The sequence below is a fragment of the Cryobacterium arcticum genome (genome assembly GCF_003185895.1).
Lineage (GTDB): Bacteria > Actinomycetota > Actinomycetes > Actinomycetales > Microbacteriaceae > Cryobacterium > Cryobacterium arcticum.
Genome location: NZ_QHLY01000009.1, coordinates 1 through 12,613, shown reverse-complemented (window position 1 = coordinate 12,613; position 12,613 = coordinate 1). Strand labels below are relative to the sequence as shown.

Sequence of the window (12,613 nt, the reverse complement as noted above, 5' to 3'; positions counted from 1 at the left end):
GTCATCAGCCCTTGAGCCCCTGCGTCGCCACGCCGTCAACCAGGAAGCGTTGGAACACCACGAAGAAGATCAGGATGGGTAGCAGGGCCAGGAGCGACACGGCGACGGTGGCACCGTAATCGGAGGTGGATGAGGCGTCGTTGTAGAGCCGCAACGCGATCGGAAGCGGATACTTCTCGGGCGAGTTGAGGTACAGCAGCGGCCCGAGGAAGTCGTTCCACGACCAGATGAACGCGAAGATCGCGCTGGTGATCATGGCTGGTTTGATCAGCGGAACGATGATGCTGAAGAAGATCCGCAGGTGTCCGGCGCCATCGATCCGGGCCGCTTCGTCCAGTTCCCGGGGAATGTTGCGGATGAACTGCACCATCAGGAAGACGAAGAACGCCTCGGTGGCCAGGAACTTGGGCAGGATCAGCGGCACGTAGGTGTCGATCAGCTCGAGCTTCTGGAACATGATGTACTGCGGAATGATGATCACGTGGATCGGCAGCAGCATCGTGCCGATCATGCAGGCGAACAGGATGCCGACACCTTTGAACTTGACCCGGGCGAACGCGTAGGCCGCGAGCGACGCCGAGATGAGGATGCCGACCACGGCCGACAGGGCGATCAGCAGGGAGTTGGCGAAGAACCGCCAGAGCGGGATCCCGCCGATGCCCTCGACGACCTTGATGTAGTTGTTGATCGTGGGGTTGTCCGGAATCAGGCCGGGATTCTGGCCGAACTCGCTGGACGGCTTGAAGCTGGAGACGACCAGCCAGAGCAGCGGGTACAGGATGACGGCGGTGATCGAGGCGAGAACGACGAACCAGATGATCGTGTTCACCGTCTTGCGCTTGATCTTGCGCCGGCGGGGGGCCGGTTGGGTCTGCACCTGGAGGGCTTCGGCCTGGTCGACTTCGATGGTGCTCATTTGCTTTCTCCGGCGTAGTGAACCCAGCGGTTCGAGGTGCGGAAGAGGATGAACGCGATGATCGCGACGACGATCACCAGTACCCAGGCCATCGCCGCGGCGTAGCCCATCTGTCCGTCGGCGAAGCCCCGCTTATAGAGGTAGACGGTGTAGAAGTTGGTCATGCCGGCGGGCCCGCCCGACCCGTTTGAGATGATGTACGCCGAGGCGAACACCTGGAAGGCGTGGATCGTCTCCAGGAGCAGGTTGAAGAAGATGACCGAGCTCAGCATGGGCAGGGTGACCGACCGGAACTTGCGGAAGGGACCTGCGCCGTCGACCTCTGCGGCCTCGTAGAGTTCCTGAGGAACCTGCTTCAGGCCGGCGAGGAAGATCACCATCGGCGCACCGAACTGCCAGACGGCGAGCAGGATCATCATCGGGAGCACCAGGGCGACGTTGCCGACCCATCCGCCGAGGTTGATGCCGAAGAAGCTCAGCGAGGTATCGACGGGGCCGCCGCCGGAGAACATCGCCCGCCACACAATGGCGACCGAAACGGATGCCCCGATGAGGGACGGAGCGTAGAACGAGGAGCGGAAGAAGCCCGATCCCTTGTTGCGGTAGTTGAGCAGCATCGCGATGCCCAGCGCCGCGGCGAGTTTGACCGGCGTGCCGACCAGCACGTAAACCAGGGTGATCTGCACCGACTGCATGTACTGGGGGTCTTCGGTGAACATGCGGATGTAGTTGTCGAAGCCGACGAACTTCGGTGCGGCGAAGAGGTTGTACTTGGTGAAAGACAGGTACAGCGAGTAGATCATGGGGCCCAGGGTGAGACCGAGGAACCCGATCAGCCACGGCAGGAGAAACCCGTAACCGGCCACATTCTCGCGTCGGTTCGCCCGTTGCCGACCCGTGCTGACGGACGCTCGTCGGAGTGGCGGGGACACTGCCGGTGCACTGCTGTCGCCGGCTGGGCCGGACGTGGTCGGCTGCGTCACTGCAGCCGTGTTCTCGATCGTCACACTATTCTCCGATCTCTGTGACACGTCCGGGGCCCGAGCCCGAGCCCGGGCCCCGAACGAGCCGCTGATTACTGGTTGAGGACGACGTCCATCTCGTTGAAGAACTGGTCGACTGCTTCGTCGACGGTCATGGTGCCGAAGCCCAGTTCCGTACCGATCTGGCGGAACTTTTCCTCCAGGGTGCCCGCGCCGATGATCGGCACCGGCGGGGCGTCGCCGAGGCGGTCAGCGATGGATTCCTCGTAGTCGCGGATCTGGGCGTCGAGTCCGTCCAGCTTCGCTCCTTCGAGCTGCGTCTCGGATGCCGGCAGTCCGCGGCTGGTGCCGAAGATGGCGCCGACCTCGGGCGAGTTGATCAGGAAGTTCACCAGGGTGGCGGCGGCTTCGGGGTGTTCGGTCTTGGCGGAGATGGTGTGCAGCATGGAGGGCTTCAGGTAGAGGTCCTTCGCGCCTTCCTTCGTCACGGGCGGGGCCACCAGGCCCAGTTCGGTGTAGCTCTCACCGAGTCCGCCGAGGTAGGCGGCACCGAAGTTGTCCCAGGTGAGCTCGCTCACGGTCTGGGCGGTGTCGAAGCCGGCGAGCGGGTAGACCTCTTCGAGGCGCTGCTGGGGAATGACGACGCCGTCCCTCAGGGGGGCGCTCTCCTCCCAGAACTTGGTGAGATCTGCCTCATCGAAGCCGGGTTCGGCGTCCTCGCTGAACAGGAAGGACCCTTCGGCGCGCAGCTGGAGTTCGAAGTTCTGGATGCGTCCGCCCCAGTCCGAACCGCCGTAGATACCGGAGGCCTCACCGGCGTCGGTGGCCGTCTGCATCCATTCGGCATAGTCGTCCCAGCTGCCGCCGCCCTCGTACGCCTCGACGCCGATCTGGTCGAGCAGCTTGGGGTTCTGGTACATCGCCCAGGCGTTGGTCGAGGTGGGGATGCCGGTGGTCACGCCGTCGACGACGCCGATGCCAAGGATGTTCTCGGACAGCGGTTCGGTGTCGATGATGTTGCCCAGGTAGGGGTCCAGGTCCAGCAGCAGGCCGTTCTCGGAATACTGACGCATGTAGGAGTAGTCGAACTGCATCACGTCGGGGAGACCGCCGCCGGCGGCTTCGGTCTGACGCTTCTCCCAGAACTCGGGGAATCCGAGGAACGAGCTGTTCACCGTGATGTTCGGGTATTCCTCGTTGAACGCGGCGATGGCTTCTTCATAGAAAGCAGCCCGAACGTCGTTGCCCCAAAAGGCGAGGTTCAGGGTGACTTTCTCGTCGGGGTCGTAGGTGCTGGCGGTGTCACCGCCGGCGGCACCGCTGCCGCCCGAGCAGGCGCTGAGGGCCAGTGCGCTCGTCATCAGGATCGCGGCGACCGAGAAAGCGCGGCGCTTGTGGGATTTGAACATCTGTGTCCTCCGGAAACATCATTGTCTGCTGGGTGCCCGCTGTGGAAAGCGTTTGCCCACGTTAACTCGTGACGACCCCGGGGGTCAAGGGGCAATTTGAATCGTTATAACAATCGGCGGCGGAATTGCCCAGCCGCAGTGCAGTCTGGTCGTCGCGATCGCAGTGCAGCACCCCGTCGACCACCCGCAGGATCGCCGCCTGGATAGCACTTTCCCGGGCGGCCCTGGTGTCCACCGAGCCGAGTTCCGAGCCATCCCAGCCCGGGTGGGTGAAATAGAACAACACGGCCCGGTCGCCGTCGACGACCACATCGCCGTGCCGACCGAAGGTGGCGTCGTCCCGTCGCCGGCCGGGTGCGCCGAGGATCACGTCGTCCGGTCCGCCCTGCCGGCGCCAGGCCAGGCAGTCACACGAGCGGTACACGGCCTGGCCGCGCCACTCGTCCACGATCAGCCACCACCAGCCGCCGAGGCTGAACACGTTGGGGCCCTCGTGCGGGCGCCCGGCGAGGGCAACGCCCTGTACCGTCCACGCGGTGAGGTCGGCGCTGTCGGCCAACCAGGTGGTCGACTCGGCCGCCTCATCCTTGTACCAGAGCCGCCACATCCCGTCGTCGCCCCGCTCGACGCAGGCGTCGATCACCCGGTCGCTGCTGAGGTCGAGCGTCTGCACCCGGGTCCAGCCCCACAGGTCATCGCTCTGGAACTCCACGATGTGCCGCGCATGCCCGGCCCACTGCTGGGGGATCCCATCGATCATGGTGAGATACATCCGGTAGCGGGTGCCGTCCCAGATCACCTCAGGCGCCCAGTGCGTGCTGTCTCCCGGCCGGTCGTCAAGGCCGTCGAGCACGCCCCGGTACGACCAGTCGTCGCCGGTGTCGCTCACGGCCACGCCGATGCGGCTGCCGTGCACCCAGGCCACCCCCGGCTCCTCCACGGATGCCCGGCGCTGGGTGTAGAACATCCACCACTGGCCGGTGGCCCGGTGGCGGATCACCGTGGGGTCGGTGGCCCCGTCGAAGACCGGGTCGCGAAAGAGCGGCGCCTCAGGCACTGGTGCCCGGGTCGCGCAGCACGGTGACGGGGCTTTCCAAGCTGCGGCAGCGGTCGGGATCGTCCCGGAGCGTTTCGGGTGTCACGACCCGATTGGTCGCGGCCGAGGAGTAGACGGCGGTGGCGATCTCGAAGGCCACCGCGGGGGTGCGCGCGGTGATCGGAAGGGCGACACCGGCCTGCAGGCTGTCGTAGATGTCGCGCAGCAGCACATCGTGCCCGCTGGGCACCTCCACGGCCGGCAGCGCCCAGCGGGCGGACTCGGCCTCGTGCACGTGCTGCGCCGGCGTGATCGACCAGTTGTGGTGCCCGTGGCCGTAGACGTGATCGACCGTGATGGTGGCCTTCTCCGTGTCGATGCGGATGTAGCTCGACTGGCGCGGCGAGAGCACGCTGGTGATCACGGAGGCGACCACGCCACTGGCGAAGGTGACCACGGCCGTCGAGACGTCTTCGGTCTGCACATCCCGGGCGACCCGCCAGAGCTGTCCCTGAACACTGGCCCAGTCGCCGAGCAGCCAGGCGAGCAGGTCGATCTGGTGGATGCCCAAGCTGACCGTGGGGCCGCCGCCGTCGTCCCAGTTCCCCCGCCAGGGCACGTCGAAGTAGGCCGGCTCCCGGTACCAGAGCGTCTGGCAGGTGGCCACCAGGGGGCGCCCGAGCGCGCCGGCGGCCAGCAGGCCGTGCACGTGGGCGGCCGCGGAGCCCGAGCGTTGCTGGAACACCACGGCGAGCTCGCGGTGGTTGCGGGCGGCGGCATCCGTCATCGCGTCGAGCTCGTCCAGCGACAGTGCCGGCGGTTTTTCGACGACGACGTGCGACCCGGCGTCGAGGGCGAGGATGGACTGGGCGGCGTGGAAGCCCGAGGGCGTGCACACGTGCACCACGTCGACGGGACCGGCGGCGAGCAATTCATCGACGGTGTCATAGGTCGCGGGGATGCCCCAGCGGGCGGCGAAGGCGGCGGCGCTGTCGGCGCTGATATCGACGGCGGCCACGATCTCGGCGCCCGGGTAGGCGAGGAGTACCTGCGCGTGTTCGCCGGCGATCGCCCCGGTGCCGACGATGGCCACGGTGAGGGGCGGACGGATGGGGGTCATGGGGCAACCTTCCGCTGCGGTGGGAACGAGGTGAGGGCGGCCAGGCCGGCCGCGGCGAGCTGGGCGGCATCATCGTGGTCGCTGTTGCCGTCGGCGATCACCGCCGCGTAGCGCAGACGGAGGTTCTCGCCGGGGGCCACGGGCACCTCCGTGCTGAAGAACGGCGCCGGGCAGAGGGACGCGAAAAGCTCGGTGCGGGCGAACCACTGCGGCGGGGACCCGTGGTTGGCGGGGTCATCGACCATCACGATGGTGGACCAGGCACCGCTTCCGTCGTGCTGGCCTGAGAAGCCCATCCAGGGTTCGCGGGTGCCGCGCAGTTCCTCACCGCCGCTGCCACCCGGCGCGTGCAGGGCTCCCCCGGTGAACGACCGCGGTCCGCGCCAGAACAGGCCGCCGTAGCCGGCGTTGTCGCGGCCGCGGGTGGTCGGCGAGCCCATGCTGATGGTCGCGTCGGTCTCGTTGCGCATGGTGGTCGTGAAGACCAGCACCCAGGACCGGTCGTCGATGATCTCGCAGCTGAACTCGCGCTCCTCGGAGAAGAGTCGCACGCCGGCCTCGGTGATCCAGTCGAGGTTTTCCCGCACCCTGGCCTGCGACCCCCCACTGGTCTCGCGAAAGCCGAGATGCTGCTGGGTGCCGTTGTTGGCGAGCTGCACGTAGCCCTCGTCCCGCACGAACGTCGGGCCACCCCAGAAGTTCTCGTCGCCGACGACCGGCAGCGACCAGGCGATGCCCTTGTGCCAGACATGATCGTGCGGGCGGAACAGCGAAACGACCTCACCGCCCAGCGTGCGGAGCGGGCTCAGGTACGGGCGCGGAGATTCAAGCTGTGCGTCCTGAGGCTCGTACACGTACTCGGCGAGAACCAGTCCGCCCCGGTCGAAGACGAGCCTGCCCGGTTGCTCACCACGCAGGTCGATATCGCGGTTCACGGGCGGGGCCTGTTGCATCATCATTGATTTTCGCATCCGTCGCTCAGTCTCTGGAGCTGCCGGCAGAGCGATTGCCCAGCAGCCGGGCGGTCAGTGGTTCAGCTCGGCCAACTGCGGTGTGACCGCGAGATCACTGATGGCCACCGGCAGCCCGGTGGCCAGGGACTGGTTGCCGGCGATGCCCACCGATACGGCGCGCACGCCATCGGCGTAGCCGGCAACGCGGCCCAACGGCTCATCGACCCGCACGCGGTTGAAGAGGTGCTGCAGCAGGAAGGCGTCCCCGCCGCCGTGGCTGCCGATGCCTGCCGGGATCGGTACCTCCTGGGCGGCCTCCCAGTGCCGCTGCAGCACGAGACGTTCCCCATTGGGGCGAACCGGGTCGACGGTGGCGCCCTCCGGGGTGGCGCTCGGGTCCACGACGACGGTGCCGTCGTCTTCGATGAGCGCGGCTCCGCGCTCGACGACCTCCAGCTCGGCCCGCCCGGCCGTGCCGTTCACCGTCACCCGGTAGCCCTCCCAGGGGCTGTGGGCATTCAGCGAGTAGCTCATCGTGGCCCCGGAATCGTAGTCGACGAGCAGGGCGAGATTGTCTTCGATACTGATCCCGGTGTCGAAGACGTCGCGGTCGCGAATGTAGCCGTCGTAGTGTTCGTTATCGAGGTAGAGCTCTTTCAGGCGCGGATCCTTGGCGAGGTCGAGCGCAAACGGATCGCCGACGACGCCGGTGCCGCGCTCCGGCCGGCGCCCGAGTCCGCGTGCCTGGGCGTTCTCAGCGCCGTAGAAGCGCAATCCGCCGCTCGCGAAGACCCGCACCGGCGCCGCAGCGATCCACCAGTTGACCAGGTCGAAGTGATGCGAGGCCTTGTGGATGAGCAGGCCACCTGAGTTGGCCTTGTCGCGGTGCCAGCGGCGGAAATAGTCTGCTCCGTGCACGGTGTCGAGGGCCCACTCGAAGTGCACCGACGTGACGTCGCCGATGGCGCCGCTGCCGATGAGCTGGCGCAGCGCGCTGTTTCGGGGGCTGTACCGGTAGTTGAAGGTCGTGATGACCTCCTTGCCGCTCTCGGCGATCGCCTCCGCGATCTGACGCAGGCCCGCAGGGTTGATCGTGAGCGGCTTCTCCACCACCACATCCGCCCCGGCGCGAAGGGCCCGGGACACGTAGTCGGCGTGGGTGTAGTCGGGGGTGGTGACGATCACGCGATCCAGCCGTTCGGTGCGGATCATGTCCTCGAACTGGTCGGGGGTGTAGCGCACCGGGACCTTCGCGCCGAGAGCGCGCAGTTCCCGCTCGTAGAGGTCGACCCGCCCCGGGTTGATGTCGCTCCAGGCCACCAGCTCGGCGATACCGGAGTGCTCGCCGGTGAGGGCGCCGATATACATCCCCGCTCGGCTGCCCGTGCCGATCAATCCGTAACGTTCGATGTGCGTCATTGCAATATCCTCGCTTCGTCGTCGTGTCTCCCCGCCGGCGAGCGTTCGTCGACGCCGTTGTGTCCACTGCGGGAAAGCGCTATCTCAGCTTAGGGGCGCAGCGCGCCGATGACCAGTGCGATTCGCTGCCGCCCGCCCGCTACCCCCTTTTCTGCTCTTCTGTTGCCGATGCGGACTTCTGCGGCCGGTGCGCCGGACGCAGAGCCCTACTGCGCGCCGTCACCGAGCAGGCGACCTTCCGTGAGCTCGGTGTGGAGTGGGCCCGATGAGTGCTGCCGGGCCAGGCCGGCCGGGCGTCGGGAGCGGCAGCGGTTAGAGGGTCGTCACTCCCACCAGGACCAGCACGATGGCGAGGCCACAGCCGGCACCCCACGTGCGGCTGGTGCGTTTGGCGGGGTCCTTCAGCGGGGGCAGGGTGCGCCAGCGGAGCACGGCGCCCACGGTTGCGGCCGCGAGGACCAGCACCAGGGCGTACCAGGCGAAGACTGTGGCCGTTGTCCAGTCCACGAGCACCCGGCTGGCGAAGAGGATGCCGGCGGCGGTCAAGCCATCCGTCGCCAGGGCCAGCCGGTCACGGGCGGCGCCGAAGCGGGGCGACCACGCGGACACGGCGAAGCCGCCCACGAAGGCCACGACCACGATGAGGGGAATCCAGGCGATCACGTGTTCTCCTCCAAAATCTGCATGGCGACGGCATCGACACTCGTGGCGGTGTTGCCCAGCACGATCACCGCCCGGTTGGCTGCCCGGTCGAGGGCTATCATGCTCGCGAAGCCGCCGGTGCCGCCGTTGTGCCAGGTGGCGGTGCCGTCGTCGGGCGCCTGGGTGAACCAGGCCAGGCCGATGAGCGGGCCCGCGCCAGCGGGGCCCTGCGGGTTGAGCACCGCGGCCGGGTCGACGCCGAGCGCCGGGTCGGCCGAGAGCAGCGCCTGGCCGTAGCGCGCCATGTCGGCGACGGTGGAACGGATGGCGCCGGCCGGGGCGTAGGCGCCCATGGTCCAGGCCGCGGCCGGGCGGCCCGCGGCGGTGTAACCGGTGCGGGCTTCGGTGGGCAGGGCATCCGCCGTGGTGGCAATCGAGGTTCCGGTCATGCCGAGCGGGTCAAGGACGCGGGTCTGCAGCAACGCGGGGTACTCGGTTCCGGCCGCGGCGGCGAGGGCCTGGCCGAGCAGGGCGACGCCGAGGTTGGAGTAGGCGACGGTACCGGGCTCGGTGAGCCCGGCCGCCCTGGCGTGCTCTTGGAGGGTGGCGAGGTCGTACGGATACGGGTCGTTGCCGCGGTAGCTGCTCCAGACCGATGTGACAAGCGCCGACGGGGTCGTCGCGATGCGCGGCAGGCCAGACCGGTGGGTGCTCAGCTCGACGAGGGTGATGTCGGCCGCTGCGCTGTCACCGAGGTCGAGGTAGTGACCGACCGGGTCGGTGAGGGTGACCTCGCCGCGCTCGACGGCCTGGGCCAGGAGCAGCGCGGTAAAGGTCTTGGTGATCGAGCCGATCTCGAACTCGGTGGTCTCGTCGGCGCCGAGGCCGGCGTAGGTGACGCCGTCGGCGTCGATGATGGCGGTGGCGAGGGTGTCGCGGGCGCCCGGCTCGAGGGCGGCCTTGTCAGCGAGGCGCTGGGCAAGGGTGGTGTCGCCGGTCGCCGACGTCGACAGGGTGGGTTGCCGCGGTGCGGCCAGCACTCCCCCGGCGAGCACCGCGAGGGCGGCGCCGGCGGCGATGAGGCGGATGCGGGTGGGGCGATTCAAGTGAGACCTCCGTCAGGGTGCGGCGGGCCGGTGTGGACCGATGGGTGGTGCACGGGGGTGGATCTGCGCCTAACTGTTGCCGTTCCGGACAATGGCGCCCGGTGCGCCGGCAACAGTTGTCCGCACGGGCAACAGTTGCGAACGGGCTTGCGGAGCAGGCGGGGCGGGCGGGGACATGGGCATCAGACGCCGCCGGCGGCGAGGATCACGGTGAGGAGCGGCACCACGCGTTCGGGCGGAATGCCGTAGTGGCCGCGGGAGGTGGAGTACACCCATCCGGCCGCGATCAGCTGGTTGACGTGGTGATACACCTGCCCGGTGGTGCCGACGCCCTCGAGAGCGGCGAGCTCGGCCACCGCGACGGTGCCGGTGCCGATGGCCTGCAGCAAGCGCAGTCGCACCGGGTGACCGAGGGCGGCCAGCGCGGATGCTGAGGCCGGGCGACTCCAGTCGCGGGCGAGGATGTCGTCGGTGGTGAGCGCGTACTGCCAGTCGACCGGTCCCCCTCCGGGCAGAGTGACATTGCCGGTGTAGAGCACAGCGCCGGGCGCCGGCGCCATCGCCTTGAGGCCATTCAGCGCCCAGAAGACGTCGGTGCCGGGGTTCGGAGTGGTGGGCGCAGGGCCGCTCGCCCGCTCGACGCCGTCAGCCGCGGCAGCCGGATCGGTCTGGCCCGGCGCGGCGTCGGCGCCGCGAGTGGCATGCACGGCCCGTTCGAGCGCCTCGACCCGCTCACGCAGTTCGGCGAGTTCGTTCGCGTGATCACCGTGGGACGTCATGCATCTAGTATTACGTACTTATAGAACGAGTGTGTACGTAATTCCGTAAGTTCGACCACCGGAACGGGCGCACCTGTTGCCATTCCGCACAGATGTTGCCGGCGCACCGGGCGCACATGTCGCGAAAGAGCACCAGTTCAGCGCGGATGGGCCGGGGCTAGGAGGTGACGGTGCGGCGGCCCTCGAAGGCGCGGCCGAGGGTGACCTCGTCGGCGTACTCGAGGTCGCCGCCCACGGGCAGGCCGGAGGCCAGGCGACTGACCTTGATGTCGAGCGTCGTGAGGAGACGCGACAGGTACGTCGCGGTGGCCTCGCCCTCGAGGTTGGGGTCGGTGGCGATGATCACTTCCTGCACGGTGTTGTCGGCCAGGCGCGTCATCAGCTGACGGATGCGCAGGTCGTCGGGTCCGATGCCGTCGATGGGGCTGATCGCTCCGCCGAGCACGTGGTACAGGCCCTTGAACTCGCGGGTGCGCTCGATCGCCACGACGTCCTTGGCCTCTTCGACCACGCAGATGGAGGTGGGGTTGCGGCGCGGGTCGCGGCAGATCATGCAGGTGTCCTGCTCGGAGACGTTGCCGCAGATCTCGCAGAACTTGACCTTGTCGCGCACCTCGAGCAGCACGTTCGCCAGGTGGCTCACGTCGAAGTTCTTGGTCTGCAGAATGTGGAACGCGATGCGCTGCGCCGACTTCGGGCCGATGCCGGGCAGGCGGCCGAGTTCGTCGATCAGTTCCTGAACGATGCCTTCGTACATTTAGTTATCGTTCCTCTGTCGCGAGATCGGGTCATGCGGCTGCTCTTCGATGAAGGTGGCGCCGAGGATCTCACGCACGACGGCCTCACCGTAGCGCTGTTTCTCGGCGAATGCCGGCGCGCGGCGCGCGGGGGCGCCCTGGCCGTTACCGGACGGGCCCGCGGCCGCCGGGCGGGCGGGCGGCTGCGGGGCGGACTGCGGCGCAGACCGGGTGACCGGCGCGGGTTCCGGCGGCGCGGAGAACGCCTGCGGGTCGGGCGGGTACTCGTCGTAGGCGGGCGGTTCGTCGTCGAACGGCGGTTCGATGTCGGGCTCTGGTGCGTACTCCCGCGCCGGGGCTGCGGACGGGGCAGCGGCGACCGGTACCGCCGCGGCGGTCGTTGGCGCTGCAGCGTCGGCACGTGGAGACCCGGCGACGGGTGCGATCACGGCCGGTTCGGTGGCGGCGCTCTCTGCGGCCGCCAGCGCCGCCGCGGATCCCGGGATGACAACGGTGGCCCACCCGGTGGCGGTCGCCGGCGGCGCCAAGGTGGCGGTCGCCGTTCCGGACGCGGTCGCTGACTCGCGCGCCGGTGCGGTTCCGGTGCTGCCGGATGCCGCGCCGAAGGCCGACGCTCCGGTCGACGGCGCGGAGGCTTCGGGGGTGGACCTGGTTGGAACCGCGTCTGGGCGTGCCGAGCTGGTCGGCGCGGTGCCCGACGGTGCCGGGCTGGACTCGGCCTGGCTCGACGCTGGGGTCGACCCGGCAGAGCTGGAGGCGGCCGGGGTCGACCCGGCGGCGCTGGACGGTGCAGCGGGGGCGGCTGCCGTGGCCCCGGTAACGGGGGTGGCCGAGCCGGGTGCGGCCGGCGTGAACGTGCGGCCGGACGGCTGATCGGTCGGCGCGGCGGGGAAGGCCTCGGAGTCGGCGCGGGCGATGAACTTCACCCGCAGGCCGAGCACCGACACGATGGCTCCGCGCAGGAACTCGCTCACTCCCTGGCCGGGCGCCTGCTGGGCCTTGAAGCCCTGCATGTCCTGTTCGCTCGGGAAGGACAGCACGAGGATGTCGTCGCCGCGGAGTTCGAGCACGCGTGCGGTGTACACGACGAGCCAGGCGCTGAGCTTGACGGCCTTGACGGCTTCCAGAATCTGCGGCCAGGCGTCTTTGATCTGGGCGAGTGTAACCGGGCCGACGGGCACCACGCGCTCCGCCGGTGGCGGGGTTTCGGCGGCTGGTTCCGCGCCGTTCCCCGCCGCAGCGGATGCCGGGGTTTGTGTCGCCGAGCCGGCGCCGGTGGACGACGTGGCCCCGGCCGCGCCGTTTGCCGGGCGGGTGCCGGACGTGGAATCGGTGGATGCAGCGGATTCAGCGGCATCGGAGGACGCAGCGGTTCCCGCGGAGGCGGCCGGGACGGCAGCCCCGGAGCCGGGCTCCCGGGTGGCCCAGCCCGCGCCGGCGGGCGCGGTCGCTGCCGGAACGCCGACCGTCGGCGCGGCCGCCGGAACCGCGG

At 68.9% G+C, this 12,613-nt stretch carries 11 protein-coding genes and 1 pseudogene; all 12 read right to left on the bottom strand.

Annotated features, from left to right (window positions below; genetic code table 11):
- Window positions 1–4 precede the first annotated feature (4 nt).
- On the bottom strand, window positions 5–916 hold the full coding sequence (locus CTB96_RS08175) for a carbohydrate ABC transporter permease (RefSeq protein WP_110126440.1): 912 nt from the start codon (window positions 914–916) through the stop codon (window positions 5–7).
- Window positions 913–1,899, bottom strand: coding sequence for a carbohydrate ABC transporter permease (locus tag CTB96_RS08170; protein ID WP_110126626.1), 987 nt, complete (start codon window positions 1,897–1,899; stop codon window positions 913–915). The genes CTB96_RS08175 and CTB96_RS08170 overlap by 4 nt, the downstream gene beginning before the upstream one ends.
- A 92-nt stretch (window positions 1,900–1,991) precedes the next feature.
- Window positions 1,992–3,308 (bottom strand): ABC transporter substrate-binding protein, encoded by a 1,317-nt coding sequence (locus CTB96_RS08165; protein ID WP_110126439.1) that lies wholly within the window; start codon window positions 3,306–3,308, stop codon window positions 1,992–1,994.
- A gap of 805 nt (window positions 3,309–4,113) precedes the next feature.
- Window positions 4,114–4,365: pseudogene (locus tag CTB96_RS21015) on the bottom strand (family 43 glycosylhydrolase); the annotation flags it as partial.
- The gene (locus CTB96_RS08155; protein WP_110126438.1) at window positions 4,358–5,464 is read right to left on the bottom strand and encodes a Gfo/Idh/MocA family protein; all 1,107 of its coding nucleotides are present in this window, start codon (window positions 5,462–5,464) and stop codon (window positions 4,358–4,360) included. The gene CTB96_RS08155 and the pseudogene CTB96_RS21015, both read right to left, overlap by 8 nt.
- Window positions 5,461–6,423 (bottom strand): DUF6807 domain-containing protein, encoded by a 963-nt coding sequence (locus CTB96_RS08150; RefSeq protein WP_248283279.1) that lies wholly within the window; start codon window positions 6,421–6,423, stop codon window positions 5,461–5,463. Before CTB96_RS08150 ends, CTB96_RS08155 begins: the two co-directional genes overlap by 4 nt.
- 66 nt (window positions 6,424–6,489) lie before the next feature.
- Window positions 6,490–7,836, bottom strand: a complete 1,347-nt coding sequence (locus tag CTB96_RS08145; protein WP_110126437.1) for a Gfo/Idh/MocA family protein — start codon at window positions 7,834–7,836, stop codon at window positions 6,490–6,492.
- A gap of 312 nt (window positions 7,837–8,148) precedes the next feature.
- Window positions 8,149–8,499 carry a hypothetical protein gene (locus tag CTB96_RS08140; RefSeq protein WP_110126436.1) on the bottom strand — a complete coding sequence of 117 codons (351 nt, stop codon included), beginning with the start codon at window positions 8,497–8,499 and terminating at the stop codon, window positions 8,149–8,151.
- Window positions 8,496–9,584: a serine hydrolase domain-containing protein gene (locus tag CTB96_RS08135; RefSeq protein ID WP_219993237.1), complete on the bottom strand. Its 1,089-nt coding sequence runs from the start codon at window positions 9,582–9,584 to the stop codon at window positions 8,496–8,498. Before CTB96_RS08135 ends, CTB96_RS08140 begins: the two co-directional genes overlap by 4 nt.
- A gap of 182 nt (window positions 9,585–9,766) precedes the next feature.
- The gene (locus tag CTB96_RS08130; RefSeq protein WP_110126435.1) at window positions 9,767–10,363 is read right to left on the bottom strand and encodes an ArsR/SmtB family transcription factor; all 597 of its coding nucleotides are present in this window, start codon (window positions 10,361–10,363) and stop codon (window positions 9,767–9,769) included.
- Between the two features lie 157 nt (window positions 10,364–10,520).
- The gene (recR, locus tag CTB96_RS08125; protein WP_110126434.1) at window positions 10,521–11,120 is read right to left on the bottom strand and encodes a recombination mediator RecR; all 600 of its coding nucleotides are present in this window, start codon (window positions 11,118–11,120) and stop codon (window positions 10,521–10,523) included.
- Window positions 11,121–12,613: DNA polymerase III subunit gamma/tau domain-containing protein (locus CTB96_RS20475; RefSeq protein WP_486601697.1), on the bottom strand; the 1,493-nt coding region annotated here is incomplete at its 5' end.